General features: G+C 39.4%; 13 protein-coding genes and 2 pseudogenes (1 of these 15 cut by a window edge). 10 read left to right on the plus strand and 5 right to left on the minus strand.

Annotated features, from left to right (window positions below):
• Both HGD76_RS07525 and trmFO read left to right on the plus strand, forming a co-directional pair.
• Positions 1-448: pseudogene (locus HGD76_RS07525) on the plus strand (ISAs1 family transposase); its annotated part reaches 473 nt to the left of the window's first position; the annotation flags it as partial.
• Between the two features lie 133 nt (positions 449-581).
• On the plus strand, positions 582-1,904 hold the full coding sequence (trmFO, locus tag HGD76_RS07530; protein ID WP_168695399.1) for an FADH(2)-oxidizing methylenetetrahydrofolate--tRNA-(uracil(54)-C(5))-methyltransferase TrmFO: 1,323 nt from the start codon (positions 582-584) through the stop codon (positions 1,902-1,904).
• A 19-nt stretch (positions 1,905-1,923) separates the two neighbouring features.
• Here trmFO and HGD76_RS07535 read toward each other — a convergent pair whose 3' ends face one another.
• On the minus strand, positions 1,924-2,217 hold the full coding sequence (locus HGD76_RS07535; RefSeq protein WP_041458064.1) for a hypothetical protein: 294 nt from the start codon (positions 2,215-2,217) through the stop codon (positions 1,924-1,926).
• A gap of 274 nt (positions 2,218-2,491) precedes the next feature.
• Here HGD76_RS07535 and HGD76_RS07540 point away from each other — a divergent pair, with 274 nt between their 5' ends.
• The 4 genes from HGD76_RS07540 to HGD76_RS07555 all read left to right on the plus strand — a co-directional run bounded on the left by HGD76_RS07540 (position 2,492) and on the right by HGD76_RS07555 (position 6,324).
• Positions 2,492-3,733: a M16 family metallopeptidase gene (locus HGD76_RS07540; protein ID WP_168697392.1), complete on the plus strand. Its 1,242-nt coding sequence runs from the start codon at positions 2,492-2,494 to the stop codon at positions 3,731-3,733.
• Positions 3,734-3,747: 14 nt separating this feature from the next.
• Entirely contained in the window at positions 3,748-5,019 is a 1,272-nt protein-coding gene (locus HGD76_RS07545) for a M16 family metallopeptidase (protein WP_168695400.1), read from the plus strand.
• Between the two features lie 159 nt (positions 5,020-5,178).
• On the plus strand, positions 5,179-5,949 hold the full coding sequence (locus HGD76_RS07550; protein WP_168695401.1) for a peptidoglycan-binding domain-containing protein: 771 nt from the start codon (positions 5,179-5,181) through the stop codon (positions 5,947-5,949).
• Between the two features lie 21 nt (positions 5,950-5,970).
• Complete coding sequence (locus HGD76_RS07555; protein ID WP_015080630.1) at positions 5,971-6,324, plus strand: phage holin family protein; 354 nt, start codon at positions 5,971-5,973, stop codon at positions 6,322-6,324.
• Here the strand turns inward: HGD76_RS07555 and HGD76_RS07560 are convergent.
• Both HGD76_RS07560 and shc read right to left on the minus strand, forming a co-directional pair.
• On the minus strand, positions 6,321-6,746 hold the full coding sequence (locus tag HGD76_RS07560) for a cobalamin biosynthesis protein (RefSeq protein WP_168695402.1): 426 nt from the start codon (positions 6,744-6,746) through the stop codon (positions 6,321-6,323). The genes HGD76_RS07555 and HGD76_RS07560 overlap by 4 nt on opposite strands.
• Before the next feature lie 113 nt (positions 6,747-6,859).
• Positions 6,860-8,773 (minus strand): squalene--hopene cyclase, encoded by a 1,914-nt coding sequence (shc, locus tag HGD76_RS07565; protein ID WP_168695403.1) that lies wholly within the window; start codon positions 8,771-8,773, stop codon positions 6,860-6,862.
• 153 nt (positions 8,774-8,926) lie between these two features.
• Here shc and HGD76_RS07570 point away from each other — a divergent pair.
• Both HGD76_RS07570 and HGD76_RS07575 read left to right on the plus strand, forming a co-directional pair.
• Positions 8,927-9,875 (plus strand): annotated as a pseudogene (locus HGD76_RS07570) (glycosyltransferase).
• Positions 9,876-11,048: 1,173 nt separating this feature from the next.
• Positions 11,049-13,970 (plus strand): DUF4114 domain-containing protein, encoded by a 2,922-nt coding sequence (locus HGD76_RS07575; RefSeq protein ID WP_168695404.1) that lies wholly within the window; start codon positions 11,049-11,051, stop codon positions 13,968-13,970.
• 35 nt (positions 13,971-14,005) lie between these two features.
• Here HGD76_RS07575 and HGD76_RS07580 read toward each other — a convergent pair whose 3' ends face one another.
• Positions 14,006-14,707 (minus strand): 5'-methylthioadenosine/S-adenosylhomocysteine nucleosidase family protein, encoded by a 702-nt coding sequence (locus HGD76_RS07580; RefSeq protein WP_168695405.1) that lies wholly within the window; start codon positions 14,705-14,707, stop codon positions 14,006-14,008.
• Positions 14,708-14,797: 90 nt separating this feature from the next.
• On the opposite strand from HGD76_RS07580, the gene HGD76_RS07585 reads away from it, so the two are divergent.
• Both HGD76_RS07585 and HGD76_RS07590 read left to right on the plus strand, forming a co-directional pair.
• Positions 14,798-17,545, plus strand: a complete 2,748-nt coding sequence (locus HGD76_RS07585) for an efflux RND transporter permease subunit (RefSeq protein ID WP_168695406.1) — start codon at positions 14,798-14,800, stop codon at positions 17,543-17,545.
• Between the two features lie 72 nt (positions 17,546-17,617).
• Positions 17,618-18,514: a 1-aminocyclopropane-1-carboxylate deaminase/D-cysteine desulfhydrase gene (locus HGD76_RS07590; protein ID WP_168695407.1), complete on the plus strand. Its 897-nt coding sequence runs from the start codon at positions 17,618-17,620 to the stop codon at positions 18,512-18,514.
• On the opposite strand, the gene HGD76_RS07595 is transcribed toward HGD76_RS07590, so the two are convergent.
• Complete coding sequence (locus tag HGD76_RS07595; RefSeq protein ID WP_168642767.1) at positions 18,511-18,771, minus strand: hypothetical protein; 261 nt, start codon at positions 18,769-18,771, stop codon at positions 18,511-18,513. The two genes, HGD76_RS07590 and HGD76_RS07595, sit on opposite strands and share 4 nt — an antisense overlap.
• Positions 18,772-18,815: the final 44 nt, after the last annotated feature.

Genomic DNA, 18,815 nt, shown 5'->3' on the forward strand with positions numbered 1-18,815 from the left:
CATCGAAAATCGGACAGTTTATACTGTTCCAATTTCACAATTACCAGCACTTTATGAACAAAACCAATGGGCAGGATTAACAACAGTAGTCATGGTAGTTCGTAAGGTTCAGCATTGGAATAAAACTACCCATGAAATTCAATTTTATATTACTAGTCTTGATAGTGATGCTAACAAAATTGGTAGTGCAATTCGACAGCATTGGGGGATTGAAAACTCTGTTCATTGGACATTGGATGTCACTTTCCATGAAGATGAATGTCGAATTCGTTCCATGCACAGTCCACAAAACTTTGCCTTACTACGTCGTATTGCCCTCAATGCCTTAGACAGAGAACCAACTTTTCGTCGCAGTATTCGACAAAAATCACGACGAGCTGCCATGAATGATCAATACATGGTTTCTGTGTTAGCAGCATCCATAGCAAACTATTCTCCTCTACTGTAATTCTTCTGTCAATAGCGTTTGAGATGCGCTAACCCTGCAAAATTGATGAATTTAACAAGAGGATTAAGCATCTAAAATTCTGATCTGCTCTTAATTGTTATTATAACCAAACCAAGTAATTAAAAAAACAACTATGACACAACAACCGATACAAGTAATTGGCGGCGGACTGGCGGGAACAGAAGCAGCATGGCAAATAGCTCAAGCTGGTGTGCCTGTGATTCTCCACGAGATGCGCCCTAAACGCTTCAGCCCTGCCCATCATACGGAAAATTTGGCCGAATTGGTCTGTAGCAACTCTTTCGGGGCTATGGCGAGCGATCGCGCTGCCGGTCTATTACACGAAGAACTCCGCCAACTCGGTTCTATTGTCATCTCCAAAGCAGATGAACACGCAGTCCCTGCTGGTGGGGCTTTGGCGGTAGACAGAGGACAATTTGGCGAAGATCTAACCCAAACCTTAGCAAATCATCCTTTAATTGATTTCCGACGCGGTGAAGTTAAAGAAATTCCCCAAGGTATCGTTGTATTAGCTTCTGGACCTTTAACCAGTCCCGATTTAGCCGCAGATTTACAGCGATTTACGGGGATGGAATATCTCAACTTTTTTGATGCTGCGAGTCCAATTATTGTCGGAGATTCTATCAATAAAGATATTGCATTTATGGCTTCTCGTTATGATAAAGGTGAGGCAGCTTATCTAAATTGTCCGATGAATAAAGAGCAGTATTTACAATTTCGATCAGCACTTTGTCAAGCAGAACAAACAGAATTAAAAGACTTTGAAAAGGAAACAGCGAAATTTTTTGAAGCTTGTTTACCAATTGAAGAAATGGCACGCAGAGGGGAAGACACCATGCGTTATGGACCCCTCAAACCTGTGGGTTTATCTGATCCTCGCAATGGAGAACGTAACTATGCGGTAATTCAATTACGACAAGAAGATAAAGCCGGTCAACTTTGGAATATGGTCGGATTTCAAACTAATTTACGCTGGGGTGAACAAAAAAGAGTTTTTCAAATGATACCTGGATTGGAAAAAGCCGAATTTGTCAGATTAGGAGTAATGCACCGCAATACTTTTTTAAATGCACCACAGTTAATGTCTGCAAGTTTGCAATTTAAAGAACGTCCAACTTTACTAGCTGCGGGACAATTAATAGGAACAGAAGGTTATACTGCTGCATCTGCGGGAGGTTGGTTAGCGGGAACAAATGCAGCTAGATTAGCTTTAGGAAAAGAACCTCTAATTTTACCTATTACAACGATGATGGGGGCATTATTTGAGTTTATCAGATCCGCTGCACCAAAACATTTTCAACCGATGGCTCCTAATTTTGGAATTGTGCCAGATTTGGGTGTGAAAATTAAGAGTAAACCGGAAAAATACGGACGTTACCGCGATCGCTCTTTAGCAGATTTAGCAACTTGGAAAATGGAAAATTTAGCCGTTTAAATTAATAGGAGGAAGTGTTTTAATCTTTCTCCTTCAACATCACTAAACCATGTATTCCCACTGCTGTAATCACACCTCCCAATAATCCCCAAGTAGCATCAGCAAAAACATTAATTCGATGGGCTAAAGCTCGATGATATGCAAATTGCAAAGTTCTTTCATTAGGCTTTTCCTCTTTTACCAATTTTTCTAAATAATTTTCAGCTTTTATTAGTGCGTCATAATCAGTACCAAAATAATAAAGGGATATCAATACTACCAAGAAACCAGGGATGGCTAAAGTAAGTAATAAAATTCCTGGGCGTGTCTTCATAAAAACGATATTATTAAATACCAACTAACAACTGATGAAAAAGGCAAGCTGACTGCTACTAACGCATCTATCGAGGAGAAAATGCCAGCGTGGATAGTCGTTTTTCTCATTCTATCAATATTACCTATTTGGGGAACATTATTTATCCATAAAACTTGTTGATTTACTAAATTTCTACAATTTGGCTTTCTTTTCCGTTAAATTCAAGGTTAGAATGACAAAATTAAATTGTGGTTGAAACTAGAAAAAATTGCTAAAACAACTAACTAACAACGTGTTTCCCGGTTCAGTTATCAAATTAGATAACGGCTTGACATTCATTCACCAAGAAATATCCACTACACCCGTAGTCATAGCTGACGTTTGGGTGCGTGCGGGAGCTAACCTAGAACCAGAACCTTGGTTTGGAATGGCACATTTTCTAGAACACATGATTTTCAAAGGTACACCAAACTTGCTGCCTGGAGAATTTGATTATCATATTGAAAAAATTGGTGGTGTGAGTAATGCCGCTACCAGCCACGATTATGCCCATTATTCGATTACAACCGCTGCTAATTACCTAGAGCATACTCTACCACATTTGGGAGAATTACTCCTGAATGCAGCCATTCCTGACGATGAATTTATCAGAGAACGGGATGTGGTGCTAGAAGAAATCCGTTCTTACAACGATGATCCTGATTGGGTAGGTTTTCAATCTCTTGTTAAAAATGTTTACCAACAGCACCCTTACGGACGTTCTGTATTGGGAACTGAGCCAGAATTAATGCAGCATTCCCCCGAAGCTATGCGCTGTTTTTATCGCAGTTATTACCAACCAGAAAATATGACTGTGGTTGTGGTGGGGGGAATTGGTGAAAAAGCTGCGAGGGACTTGGTAAACCAGACATTTGTAGATTTTCCGCAACGTGATCATTGTCCCCAATTTACCAAAATTGCAGCACCGGTAATTTCAGGAATTCGTCGTCATGAGTTAATTTTACCTAGACTGGAACAAGCGCGGTTAATTATGGGTTGGAAAGTGCCAGGAGTAGAAGAATTTCGGGCTGTTCATGGTTTAGAATTATTATCAGCACTGTTAGGAGAAGGGAGAATTTCTCGATTAGTATCTGATTTGCGGGAAGAAAAGCAACTTGTTCAAGACTTATGCTGTGATTTCTCTTTACAACAAGAATCAAGTTTATTTACAATTACGGCTTGGTTAGAATCAGAATATCTGGAACGCGTTGAAGAGTTGATTTGTGATCATTTACAAGAATTGCAAAATCAAGAAATTAGCAAGCCAGAAATAAATCGTATTCAGAGGTTTTTATGTAATGATTATGCCTTTTCTACAGAAACACCAGATCAGCTAACTAATTTTTATGGTTATTATCATACCATTGCTAACGCTGAATTAGCTGTTACCTATCCCCAAGAAATCCAGTCTTTCAATCCGCAAGAACTGCAAAAATTAGCTCAACAATATCTTTCCCCAGCTAATTATGCTGTGACAATTCTCAAACCTTGTTAATTATTAAGTAAAAAATGCAAACTATTAATAGTCGCTCTCTGATTCATCGCACCGTATTAAGTAATGGCATTGTTTTATTAGTCTCAGAAAATCAAGCTGCTGATATTATTGCGGGACGGATTTTTATTCGCGCTGGTAGTTGTCATGAACAGCGAGAAAAAGCTGGTTTAGCGCATTTATTATCAGCAGTAATGACAAAGGGATGTGATGGTTTATCGAGTTTAGAAATTGCTGAAAAAGTTGAATCTGTAGGAGCTGGTTTAGGTACAGATGCAGCTACAGATTATTTTTTGCTATCGTTGAAAACAGTAACTGCTGATTTTATTGATATTTTAACATTGGCTGGACAATTATTGCGATCGCCTACCTTTCCCGAAAACCAAATAGAATTAGAAAAGCGATTAGCAATCCAAGATATTCGTTCCCAAAAAGAGCAACCTTTTGGACTGGCTTTTGAACAACTGCGTCAGGTAATGTACCCAAATCATCCCTACTCTATGTCAGTTTTAGGTGATGAAACAACCATGAGCAGCATTACCCGTGATGACTTAGTAGAATATCATCAAACTCATTTCCGTCCTGATAATATTGTCATTAGCATTGCTGGACGCATTACACCAGCACAAGCAGAGAAATTAGTAAATAAGATTTTTGGTGATTGGCAAATACCAAATTCCACCAAACCTACTCTTAATTTACCACCAATTACTGGATCACCTAAATCTTGCCTGAAACCCTTAAATACACAACAATCAATTATCATGTTGGGTTATTTAGGACCATCAGTAACCAACCCAGAATATGCAGCCCTCAAGTTACTTGCTACCTATTTAGGGAATGGTCTTTCTAGTCGTTTATTTGTAGAATTGCGAGAAAAGCAAGGTTTAGCTTATGACGTATCTGCTATTTATTCGACTCGACTTTTTCCCGCTTCCTTCGTGGTTTATATTGGGACAGCACCGGAAAACACCAAAGTTGCTTTTAATGGACTTCGCCAAGAAGTAGAATTATTATCTACCACCGAACTGTCAGCAGAAGCATTACAAACTGCTAAAAACAAAATTATCGGTCAATATGCGTTGGGTAAACAAACTAATGGACATATTGCACAGATATATGGTTGGTATGAAATTTTGGGTTTAGGAATTGAATTTGATCAAAAGTTTCCCGAATTAATTAATAATGTCACTGTAACGGAGGCAATGACAACCGCTTGTAAATATTTACAAGCACCATACTTATCTCTCGTTGGACCAGAAGAAGCCATTCAGACAGCTACTTTCTAAAACCTTAAATTGCGTAGGTTGGGTTGACGTAAGGAAACCCAACAAAATCAAGTCTTGGAAATATTCGATTATGTTTTATCTTCACACCAAAAAGATTAAAGGCAAACAAAGCGATCGCCACAGGGTAAGATCAGCATCGGAAAGTTATACAAAAATTCTATGAAATTTAGTTTGATAGCAAGTATTCCCAACTACATGAGCGCAAATTCTTGGTATTGCTTACTCTTGTTAACCACCACACCCGCGTTAATTAGTTCCTCTGCTTTTATATCAACAGCAGCAGCGATTAAAATTGCCCAAGTCAACACAGAAGTTAAAATTAATCGTCCTCCTCTAAACTTAGGTAGTCAGGGTGAACGAGTTACAGAACTTCAAGCCGCTTTGAAGCTTTTGGGCTTTTATTCAGGTGCTGTGGATGGTACATATCAACAAAGTACCATTATTGCCGTTGCCCAATTTCAGCAAGCTGCTGGCCTAAATCCCACTGGTAATGTAGATAATATCACTTGGCAAAAACTGTTTCCCAGCCCATCAAATATTATTACTTCCGCACCTAATGCTGCCAGTAGTTTTACGACTGTTCCTACCCAACCGACCAGATTCACAAAACCACCGACTACTAAACGCACCACCAATCAGCCTAATTCTAGTATTCAACCCACTCCTCTCAATCAACAAATGCCCGGTATTAAATATACTCCCCAAGGATGGCCAATTTTACATTTAGGTACAAGTGGACCGGAAGTAATTAAATTGCAAAAACAACTCAAAATCCTGGGTTTTTTAAATGGTAAAATAGATGGAGATTTCGGAAGATCCACAGAAGCCGCAGTCAAAGCTGCTCAAACTCGTTATGGTTTAAAACCTGATGGTGTTGTCGGTGGTGGTACATGGAAAGTGTTCTTGAACCGCACTTCCCAGTCACGTTAATCTTGTTCTCGTCATCAAACTATGAAGCACTTTCTTTTAACTTGGATCGGGACTGCGGTAGCATTATTAATTACGGCTAAAATTGTTCCTGGAATCATTCTCACTAGTTTTGTTGCTGCCTTAATTGCCGCTGTTGTGATTGGTTTAGTAAATGCCATTGTGCGACCAATTTTGCAGATTTTAGCATTTCCCATCACCTTAATTACTTTGGGTTTATTCACCCTGGTGATTAATGCCTTAACGCTATGGTTTGCCAGTGCCATAACTCCCGGCTATGGTTTTGAAATTCGGGGTTTTATTCCTGCTTTTTTAGGTTCAATTGTTTTATCAATTGTTTCTGGTATTATTAATCAGATTGTTAATGCAGTTGATTAAAATATCAGGTTTTCACTTTTAGCAACGGCTACTGTGATTGTTGCTGGTGCTTCTGGTAATCGGAAAATCTGTTTAGGAACTAATAACATTATTTCCTTAGATGTGATTTCTGAAGCTGCAAGAATCGCGGAAGCCTCTGCTACGCTAGATGTTCCCACTAACTTAGTAATAGTATTATTAGGATTGGGAACAAATACATTATTTAAAAGTTCCGCACTAAAGGTTTTTAAAGGTAGTTTTTCTAAGTTACAAAATTCCAATAAACCAATTTCTGAGGCTTTTTTATCAATAGTTGCAATTCCAGCTATTTCATGATATATAAGTTGATTTTCCTGAAAAACTTTTTTGATTACTAAATTAATTAATTGTTGGGAAATTCCTTTTTGACAACCAATTCCTACCCATAATTTTTTTATAACCATATTATCCACTTTCTTTGACAACACTAATAAATGGGGTTTAGAAATAGCGGGCAAGATGCCCACACTACAAGATTGATAATATTTCTCCAGAAAAATGGCAAAGGTATTGCTATTTAACTCGAACATTTTGCTTGATATCGTCCCAAAGCCATTAAAGGAAAATACTGCTGATAAAGGTGATACTTCAAATAAAAATGGCAAGGGAAGCCCGTTCCGGTAAAGTATTCTTCATCCCAAGTACCATCTAATTTTTGTGTTTCTAATAGGTAATTAATCCCCTTTTCAATACTATCAATCGCTAATTTATCCGTTGCTTCACCTGCTGCTATTAACCCAATTAAAGCCCATGCTGTTTGGGATGCTGTACTGTCACCTTTTCCTTTTAAACTAGGATCATTGTAACTAAAACAAGTTTCTCCCCAACCACCATCAGAATTTTGTACTTTCACTAACCAAGCTGCACCCTGATTTATATCTCTAGCATATTTCAAAGGATTAATTAAAGCCAAAGCTGATAAAACGCCGCTAGTTCCATAAATGTAATTTACACCCCAACGTCCAAACCAACAACCTTCTATTTCTTGTTCTTTCAAAAGATAATCTAAAGACTTTTCTAAATTATCTGGTTGAATTGATAAATTACAAGCCCCCAACATTTCCAATACTCTAGCAGTGACATCAGCCGTATTTGTATCAATCATCGCTTTCAAATCACCATAGGGGACAGAATTGAGCCATTCTTGATCATTATCAAGATCAAAAGCCGCCCAACCACCTGGTTTACATTGCATCGTCGCAATCCAATTTAAAGCCCTATCAATAGCTTGTTTTTTTAGTTCCTCATTTGGCAATTTTGCTTGATGTAAAGCCATGACAACCACAGCCGAATCATCCACATCTGGGTAAAAACGATTTTCAAATTCAAACGCCCAAGCACCGGGTTTTCCCTGCTTGTTTTTGACATTCCAATCACCATAATCGAGAATTTGTTTCTCTATTAACCATGCTCCAGCTTTAACAATAGCCGGATCATTTGGGGCAAAACCTGAATCAATCAAAGCCCGAATCGCCCAAGCTGTATCCCATACAGGAGAAACACAAGGTTGGACACAGTAACTATTTTCTGTTTCAATGGCGAAATTATTAACTGCTTTTAAACCCCGTTCGATCACCGGATCATTAGCATCATAATCTAAACACTTTAAAGCTAACAGAGAATTTAACATTGCGGGAATAATTCCCCCCCAATCACCTGTAACTTCTTGACGTTCTAGAATCCATTTTTCTGCGGCTTTAATTCCTTCATTTCTAAAAGGGACAAAATTAATACTTTCTGCTAATTTAAAGCCATCATCAAGGATATTAAAAATATCTGACCAATCACCATTTTTTGGTAATTCCCAGCAGACATTATTTACACCTTCAGCATATAATTCATCTAAATTAATTGGCTGATCAATGTTAAAAATTGGTTTTCGATCAAAGACAATTAATAATGGCACAGTGCTAGAACGCGCCCAACTCGAAAGTTCATAAATATTGAAGAAAAAATTATCGGGTAGTAACATTACCCAAGGTGGCAAAGAAGGCAGTCCGCGCCAATTATAACAGCCAATTAAAGCTAGATGTAACTTTGTAAAAATCCGAGTTTTGCTAATACCACCTTTAGCTAAAATTAGAGATTTCGCTTTCAGCAATGCGGTATCTGTAGCGGGTACACCTAACAATCTTAAAGCCATATAGGCTTCTACAGTTGTGTTTAAATCTCCACCATCACCATAAAACAATTCCCAACCTCCATGTTCTCGTTGTTGAGAACGGAGATAATTTTCAACTTTATGTAAAGGTCTGGTTTTCTCAGTTCCCCAAATCTTATGTAATAAAACAGCTTCTGAAGTGATGGTAACATTAGACTCTAACTCAGCCCACCAATAACCATCGGGATTTTGAATAGAAAGTAGATGTTTTTGACTTGCGGCTATCGCATCAACAACTTGCTTGACTTTTATTCTATCTTGTGTTTGCATCAAATACCTACCTCAGCACCAAACAATATTTAAATAACATAACCGAATTACGAGAAAATTCTTCCGCAAAATCAGCAAACATTGTATTCTATCCAAGTCAGTAAAAGAATTAAATTTGTCTTTTAAATTTTAAATTGGAGTACAGCAACAGTTATGGCAACAATTATATTCAGTTTGACCCTTCTATCCTTAGTCATTTGGATATTTTTACTCTTATTTTGGGGGCAGTTTTGGCGAGTTAATCACCAATTAGAAGCAAATAAAGATAAAGATATTGATAACAACATCTTACCGACCGTGTGCGTAATAATTCCTGCCCGTAATGAAGCCGATGTCATTCCTGTTAGCTTGCGATCGCTCCTCCTTCAAGACTATCCTGGTAATTTCACCATCTTTTTAGTAGACGATCAAAGTAGCGATGGTACAGCCAATGTTGCCCAAGAAGTAGCCCACAACCTCGACAAAACCCAGCAATTGCAAATTGTTACCAGCACCTCATTACCCCCAGGTTGGACAGGCAAATTGTTATCCATTTTCCTGGGTAAATAATCCCAAAAAAGCTACTGCTGGCGCTGCTGGAGGTTGTATTCTCATTCACTCAGAAGCCCTAAATAGAATTGGTGGGTTGCAAATAATTCGTCAAGCCTTAATTGATGATTGTTCCCTAGCCAAAGCCGTTAAATCAACTCACGGAAAAATCTGGCTAGGATTAAGCACCCTAACCTATAGCTTACGTCCTTACGACTCCCTGAAAACAATTTGGGATATGGTCGCCAGAAGTGCTTACACACAACTAAATTATTCCCCTTTCCTGCTAATAGGCAGCCTGTTGGGAATGACTTTAGTTTATTTATTACCACCGATAGCAATTATTTTCGGTCTGGTATTGGGGAATTGGATAATTACCCTGATTTCTTTCATCGGATATCTACTGATGACTTTTGCTTATTTCCCAATTATTCGTTTTTATAAATGTTCTCCAGTTTTTGCTTTTAGCTTACCCATCATTGCTTTTTTATATACTTCTATGACAATAGATTCAGCATTACAACATTGGCAAGGACGTGGAGGTGCATGGAAAGGTAGAGTATATACCCGTTGACAAGATAAGAGAAGCAAGAGAAGCAGAGAAAGAAATTTCCTTCTTCTTCCTTCTTCTTCCTTCCTCCTGATAGCGAAGCGTGGCGTTAGCCATACTCCTGATAGCGAAGCGCGGCGTTAGCCATACTCCTGAACTCCTTCTTCCCGAGTTTACCCCGTTGACAACCAGTAGCAGACATTTTTTCCCCAAATTCCCATTCTCACCCATTAAACACCAGCCCCAGCATTACCCACACATTAGGATTACTGGTAAAGACAGTAGATCAAAAGTAGTCAGAATATTTAAAAGAAGTCCGGATTGGACATTAGCAATTAGGGATTAAGTTATAGGAAGCGGGACTTGAGAACAGGGAAGAGAAATTTTTTCCATTAACATCAAGTATCATACCGCAGACTAAATTTGATTGTCATGTTTACAGCCAATGATAAAAGCCAAACTCAGAAATTTGCGTGTTATTGACCTCAAGTTCACAGAAGCTTCACAACTAATAGCACAATATCTAGGCTGTACTGTTTTCGGGCAATCAAAGTAAACTTTCTCGTTAGTGAAAAGCTAAGAGTCCTTAAATCAAATCAGGTATAAACTTCAGCATCTTCCTTCGTTTGGGTGTCGTCGGCAAAAACCCAAGTCTTAAATAGACCTGGATTTGATCATAAGAGGTGAAAACTTTTGTATATAAGATGGATGATGAAGGTTTGATCTCCCATAGAAGTTAACCGGATCTGACCATCTCAAAAAAAATTATCTATACCAACTCTGGTAACACAACTACAGTCCAGAGAAATTTCAGCATACCAGGGCATTAACTACTATTCCCCTATTTCCATCCTCAGTTACTCTAATGACTCAAACTTAGAAACAAACACGCATACAGCACTTCCCGGTGTTATGAGGTACATATCTAGCGGGCAAGATGCCCGCACTACAAGAGTTTCATGATTCAACTTTGTACCTCATAAGAGCGGAAACCGCTGTATTTACCCCAGGGGTATGAAATTCTATCCATTATTATCATGAACACCAACTCTAGCAACTCAACTACAGCCTAGAGCTATTTCTTAACGCAGATTTATAGCAAATGTTTGTGTAACTAAGGTGGAACAACCCATTACACCTGCTTTGCTGTAACCGAAATTTATCAAACATTCAAAAAACCAATAACACTACACCATCATGGAACCAAATATTAACGCTACTACACTCGCAGATAACACTCTCATTGAAGACACCACTGCCATTGAAGATATCAGTTCTAATGTAGGCATCACCTCCGAACAAGATCCTACTGCCATTGAAGATATTAGTTCTAATGTAGCCACCACATCCGAACAAGATCCTATCCCTCTTGAAAATACCACCTCCATTGTAGACACCACCTCCGAACAGGATATTAGCTCCAATGTAGATATTAGTTCCAACATAGATAGCACTTCCACCACAAATCCCACACCTATTGAAACCTCATTTCTAACCCTTATAGATCCTGTAACTGGCGAGACTAGCCTTATAGATCCTGTAACGGGCGAGATTATACCCACAGTCAACAAAGATGGCTTTGTCATCAGCGGTGCAAGTGATGATCAATTAGGCTACTCAGTTAGCAACGCCGGTGATATCAACGGTGATGGCATTGGGGATGTAATCATCGGCTCACCTTTGAGTGATCCTAATGACAAATTTAACTCCGGGAAAACTTATGTAGTCTTTGGCAGCAAAGAGAACTTTCAACAAGTCATAGACCCTTCCAATCTCAATGCTACTACAGGCTTTGTGATTAATGGGGCAGAAGTTGGTGATGACTCAGGCCGTTCCGTTAGCAATATTGGGGATATTAACGGTGACGGTGTTGATGATCTAGTCATTGGCGCACCCTTTTCTAACATCAATGGGGATAATTCCGGGGCTGCTTATGTCGTCTTTGGCAGTAAAGACCCCAACCATTTTAGTAATCCCATTGAACTATCCAACCTTGAACCTAGCCAGGGTTTTACCATCAAAGGTAATCAGTCTGGTGATCTTGCAGGTTGGGCTGTTAGCAGTGCCGGCGATTTTAATGGTGATGGCGTTAAAGACCTATTAATTGGTGCAACTCATCCTAGTGATGACGGAACAGCTAATAAAGGAGAAGCCTATATCATCTTTGGGAAAGAAGGTGGTTTTGATTCCAGCTTAAACCTTGCTAATATTGACAGCTTAGGCTTAAAAATCATCAGTGATAACCCAAATAACCTGGGCTATTCCGTTAGTGAGGCCGGAGATATCAACGGTGATGGACTTGATGACATCATTCTTGGTGCGCCCTCTGCTAATACCAATGGTGATAATTCTGGAAGCAGTTTTGTTATTTATGGACGGAAGACTGATCCCACAAATCCCCTTACTTCCAAGATTATCAACGTCTCTAACCTCAATAGCAGCGATGGTTTTACCATCAACGGACAAGCCGGTGATCAATCAGGCTTCTCTGTTAGCAAAGCTGGAGATATCAACGGTGACGGCATCGGAGACTTGATTATTGGGGCAAAAGATGGCAATCCCAATGACAAAGAATCTGCTGGCAGAAGCTATGTAGTCTTTGGTAATAAAAATGGTTTTGGTTCTGGCATCAATCTTGCTAACCTTAATGGTAGCAATGGCTTTACCATCAACGGTGTTTCCGCCCTTGACAACTCCGGCTGGTCTGTCAGTGGTTTGGGAGATTTTAACGATGATGGTATTGATGACATCATTCTTGGGGCAAAAAAGGCTACTGATAACGCTGGACAAGGCTATATTATTTATGGCAGCAAACAAGGCTTTGGCGCTACCTTTGAACTCTCAACTTTCGATACACCTGAGTACGATGGTGAAAAGGGCTTTATCATTGATGGTGCTGAAAATAGTAACTTAGGTCAGTCAGTCAGTGGTGCTGGAGATGTCAATGGTGATGGTGTTAATGATTTGATTATTGGCGCTCCCTTGGCTAATTCTCAAGCAGGTGAAGCCTATGTGATCTTCGGAACTCCTGCTGCCACATCTGCTGGTACACCTGATGTTAATCCAACTTCCACTGGCACCGGCACTGTTAGCGATTTCCTAACGCTAGTTAGTGATAATGTCTTCAATATCAAAGGCAACAACGGCAAGGCAACACTGGAAGTAAAATTAACAGGACCCAATTCCGGTCGCAATGAAATTGGAGTATTTACTGTTGATGATGCGTCTGGTAAAGTTGATGGTATTGCCCCCGATGAAGCGGGTTATGCAGAAAAAGCATTAGCAAAAGGTCAGGTAGTTTTCTCTACCCTTACTAATCTTCCTGCTGGATTTGATCCTACTAGCCTGGACAGGTTATTAAGATTTAACTCCAATGACAATTTGAGATTCTACTTGGTTAAAGACGGTTCAACCGATTCTGTACTGAGTAATAACACCTCTATTGGCAATGTCCTGTTTGCCAACCCTGCTAATCTCAAGATTACAGATTTGGGATCTGATCAGTATTCCCTAGATTGGGAAGATGGTTCTGGTAATCCTAGCGGCTTTGAGGATTTTCCGTTAACAATTCAGGCCAGTGATCGACCTACAGCTTTGGGTACATCTTTGCAAAATAAACCACAAGGCGAATCGCTGGATTTACGAGGTATTACTGGCGCAGTAACCGCTAATTTTGTGGTTAACCGAGAAGCAAGTTACAACAATTTTGTTGGTTTCTATCGCGTGACTGATGCGAATGGCGGTATTGATACTAATGGTGATGGTAAGGCTGATATCCTCCCAGGACAAGATGGTTATGTTCAAGCAGCTATTAATGGTCGTCTTTCTGACATTAATTTAGCTGTGAACAACGGTGGAACGGCAAATTTCAATAATACGCTCCAAGGTGGCTCTATATATGTACCATTTCTTGTTGTGAATGGTACACCTGATGCCCTACTTGATAGTAATCCTAATAATAATCCAGATATTTACTTTACCTTCTTGGGTGCGAACTCAGATGGTGTAGATCATGTGCGGATGTTAGGTGATAATACCTTTGGTTTTGAGGATTTACGTGGTGGTGGTGATAAAGATTTTAATGATGTAATTGTTAAAGTCAATTTGGCTGTAGCGTAAAAGATATTTCTCAGGTTTGAGAATATTCATCAGAATCAGATCCCCGACTTCTCTAAGAAGTCGGGGATCTTGTTAGGAGTAAATAATAATTGTGTGACTGCTGTTAAAGTTTTGAGTCCTTTTAGTGAACCTGTAATTAATCGAGTCGCTGCTAGGGGTTGACGGATGAATTCCCAAGCTAAGGGTAAAGGTTGTAATGAACCGTCTGCACCAATGGCTGATGTGATATTGGGGATGTCATGATGAGCATCATCGCTAACTACTCGCAGGATGGCTATTTGTACCTGTGGAGAAACTGGTTGCTGGAAAAATTCTAGAAAAGCGTATCCTTCCATATCTACAACGTCAGCACCGGATTGTTCATATAACTGGCGTTTTTCTGTGGCTTTATATAAGAGGCGATCGCTCGTTAAGCCTTTGACTAAAGATACATGATCACCAAGTTGATTATGTATATCTGCGGTGAAGGAATTATTGCCCTCTTGCAGATTTCCTTGATAAAGACAATTTTGATATAAAACAATATCTCCAATTTGATATTTTTGGCTCAAGCTACCGCACAAACCCATGATCAGCATCCGATTTGCTTGACCATGGGTGAACTGTTGTAAATATTTCCGCACTGGTTCGATTCCCATTGGTATCGCTAATACCTTGGCTTGGGAACTGGGGACGCGACTTAATCCGCGACAGACGGCTTGATATTCTGCTCCCTGGGGGACTAAGATCGTAACCATTGTTATCCTAGAAGTTCTATACTAACCTGTTAGTTGTCAGTGATCAAAAGACCGATGACTAATGACCAAGGACTTAAATAATTTTATCAGATGGTAAAGACTAATAACTCAGAATCTGCCCGCGAAAGCTTCAATATTTCCAAATTAGCGATTAAGTTTTCTTGGTTGACGGTGTGTTTTTGGATAGGTATAGCGGTAGCTGGTGTCCTGGCCTTGAGTTCCCTCAAATATGCTTTATTTCCAGATATCACCTTTCCGGTAGTGGTGGTAAATGTCCAAGCACCTTTAACATCAGCCCTAGATACGGAAGAAAAACTCACTAAACCACTGGAGGAAAGTCTCAAATCACTGGTGGGACTTGAGGATATTCGTTCATCAACTTATCCTGGTCAAACTGCTGTAGTTTCCTCTTTTGTGGTGGGTACAAATTTAGAAACTGCGACTAATAAAATTTCTCAGATCGTTAATCAATTAAATCTACCTAAGAATGCCACTAAAAAAATCATCCCTTTGAATCTGAACGAATCAGCGGCTGTTAGCTATGCCATTGAAAGTTCTTCTGGGAAGATTGATAATTTACAGCAACTGGTAAAAGATAAAATTGTCCCTAGTATAGCTAAATTACCAGGAGTTCTGAAAGTCTCTCTGTTAGGGGAAGTGAGTACGAATGCACCACCACCAACAGCAACCAATGGATTACCCCCAGCCAGTACTTTAATCAGGTTCAATGGTAAACAGGCTTTAGCCTTTCAGGTCATTAAAAAAGGTGATGCTAATACCTTAGAAGTAGTTAATCGGGTAGAAAAAGAAGTACAACAGCTAAGGTCTGGCTTAAAAGATGTTACTCTCACCTTAGCTGCTACCCAAGCTGAATATATCCGCAACGCCACCCATTCTACCATAGATGCCCTGATCGAAGCGATAATTTTATCAATTGTCGTCATCTTTCCCTTTTTATGGAATTGGCAAGCTACCCTAATTTCTGCCTTAGCTATTCCCATATCTTTGCTAGGGACATTTATCGTCATGGCGATATATGGCTTTAACTTAGAAACTATCACCCTGTTAGCCTTAGCTTTAGTCATTGGCTCGATAGTAGATGATGCCATAGTTGATGTAGAAAACATCATGCGGCATATTGAAGAAGGGAAACCCCCCCGCGAAGCCGCTTTGATAGCCACTAATGAAATTGGTTTAACTGTCACCGCAGCCACTTTGACAGCGGTAGCAGTATTTTTGCCTATTGGTTTAATGGGTGGAGTCATTGGTCAGTTTTTCAAACCCTTTGGGATTACCGTTTCTGCTGCCATGCTGACATCTATGTTAGTAGCCCGAACCTTATCACCGGTCTTAGCTATTTATTGGCTTAAAGCTAAACCATCCAGTTCTCCTCAGAAGCAAAGTAAAATTTGGCTAGAATTTGATCAAGCTTATCGTAACTTGTTAGCCTGGTCTTTGCAGCACCGCTTGATAGTTGTTGGGTTAGCTATAAGTAGTTTAATTGCTGGTCTTGCCCTGATTCCCCTAATTCCCAAAGGATTTATTCCTAAACTTGACCGAGGAGAATTTAATATTGTCTATACTGCTCCTCTACCTAGTCTTCCTGGGGATCTTGCACAAGGGGTACAAGGAGGACTAGGACAACCAGGAGGACAAGCAGGACAACTGGGACAAATGGGACAAAAAGATAAATTAGGAAATTCGTCTTTATCTGCTGCGGCTTTGGCTGCTTCATCATCTTCTATTCCTTTTGCTATTCCTTTAAACGATTCTTTGGATATTGCTAAGAAACTGGAAGAAGTAGTGAGAAGGTTCCCCGCAGTGGCAACGGTATTTACTACTGTGGGTTCTCGTGAAGGTGAACCAAACAAGGGGACGCTATACGTTAAGCTCAAAGCAGAGCGAGAAGTGAAAACGGCAGAAGTACAAGACCAACTCCGTGCCGCTTTGCCAAAATTGGCGGGTGTAACCACAAGTGTAGAGGATATTCAATTTGTAGACACCGGTGGACAAAAACCTCTGCAAATAGCTTTGCAAGGTAATGATATCAAAGCTTTGACGACAGCAGCTAAAGCGGTAAAAGCTCGAATTGAGAAAATATCTGGTTTTGCTGATGTGACTATTACAGGTGCGTCTCATCAACAAGATGGGATTTTGCAAATTGAAAGGTTGAATAATCAGCGAGTAGTTTATATCGGTGCTAACCTGGGTCAAAATTTAACTTTAGGTAATGCAACTGATCAAGTCGTAGCTGAAGCTAAAGCTGTGATGCCGGCTGGTGTGTCTTTGAATTTAGGGGGAGATTCTGCCCGTCAAAATCAGGTTCTTGGGAGTTTTGGCACAACTTTGGGATTATCGGCACTTTGTATTATTGTGGTGCTAATTTGGTTGTTTAAAAGTTGGGTAGATCCCATAGTTATTGGTCTTTCTTTACCTTTAGCAGTGGTTGGGGCGTTGCTGGCACTGCTATTTACAAAAAGTGATTTTGGGATGATATCTCTGATTGGTTTTGTGTTTCTGCTGGGGATTACTAACAAAAATGCGATTTTAATCGTAGATTACATTAATCAGTTACGGGATTCTGGACTAGAACGGACTGAGGCAATTCTTAAAGCTGGACCTGTACGTTTACGTCCCATTATGATGACAACTGCGGCAACAATTTTAGGGATGGTTCCTATTGCTTTGGGTTTAGGTGCGGGTTCGGAATTGCGATCGCCTATGGCTGTATCTATAGCTGGTGGTTTAGTAAGTTCTACTATTCTCAGCTTGTTTGTTGTCCCGGTATTCTACGCCATTTTAGATGATTGGTTTCCGAGGAAGACGGTGAAAGGATAAATCTTTCAGATCCCCGATTTTTTATCTAAGTCGGGGATCTTAGTATTTTATAAAGCTTAACTTTTCCTGAAAATGTCGTCAATTTTTTTTCCTCCACTTATTCAACAAATTAATAGTGAAATCTGTGCTAATGCAGATGTTAAGTTATTCGGATTACGCCTGGATCTCATGCACTCCCAGATCAACGGTAATAAATGGTTTAAGCTGAAGTATAACCTGGTAGAAGCTAAAGAGAGGAAATTATCGACAATTCTCACCTTTGGTGGTGCTTATTCTAATCATATTTATGCTACCGCTGCCGCAGGAAATCTGTTTGGTTTTCGCACTATTGGCTTAATTCGTGGAGAAGAAAATATTCCTTTAAATCCTACTCTAGAATTTGCAGTAGCACAGGGAATGCAATTAGTATATATTGATCGTCAGACCTATAAAAAACGCCATACAGAAGAATTACAAAATCAGTTAAAACAGCGATTTGGGGAAGTATTTATGATTCCTGAAGGGGGTTGTAATTTAAATGGTATGCGTGGCTGTACAGAAATATTACAAACAGTTAAAGGATTTGATACTATCTGTTTGGCTTGCGGTACAGGAACAACATTAGCCGGGATGACACTATCATTAAATCAACCACAAAAAGTAATTGGTTTTCCTGTGTTGAAAGGTGGTGATTTTCTCAAGGAAGATATCAATAACTTATTAACAAATTATCTAGCTTCTGATTTACCAACACCTGTTAATTTTCCTGCACCTTGGCAACTTATATCTGATTATCATTTTGGTGGTTACGCTAAGGTGACAAATAAATTAAAGCTATTTTGTCAAGATTTTCAACAACAACATGACATACCTTTAGATTATGTATACACAGGAAAAATGTTTTATGGAGTTATGGATTTAATTGCAAAAGGGTTTTTTCAATCGGAATCTTTGCTATTAATCCATACTGGGGGTTTACAGGGGAATTAAGCGTGTAAATTAGCCTGTTCTTGTAACCAAGGATCTACAGGTTGTCCGTCTTTGCGTTTAAGTTCTATTTCTATTACCATGACTTCCTTAGAACCGGGAGGTGCGGGTTTTTTATGAAAGAGAATCTCGAAATCTAAGGGGTTTTGATTATGTTCTTTTAACCAATCTTGAACTTTGGTTAGGGCAAAAAATGATTGTCCTTGGGCAAACATTTGGGTAATTTGCATTTGTAAGGTATAAGGATTAATGCGACTCATTTTTATTGACTCCTTTGGTATTTATTTGGAATTATTATCTCACG

Origin of the sequence: Dolichospermum flos-aquae CCAP 1403/13F (assembly GCF_012516395.1) — a bacterium.
Taxonomy (GTDB): Bacteria; Cyanobacteriota; Cyanobacteriia; order Cyanobacteriales; family Nostocaceae; genus Dolichospermum; species Dolichospermum lemmermannii.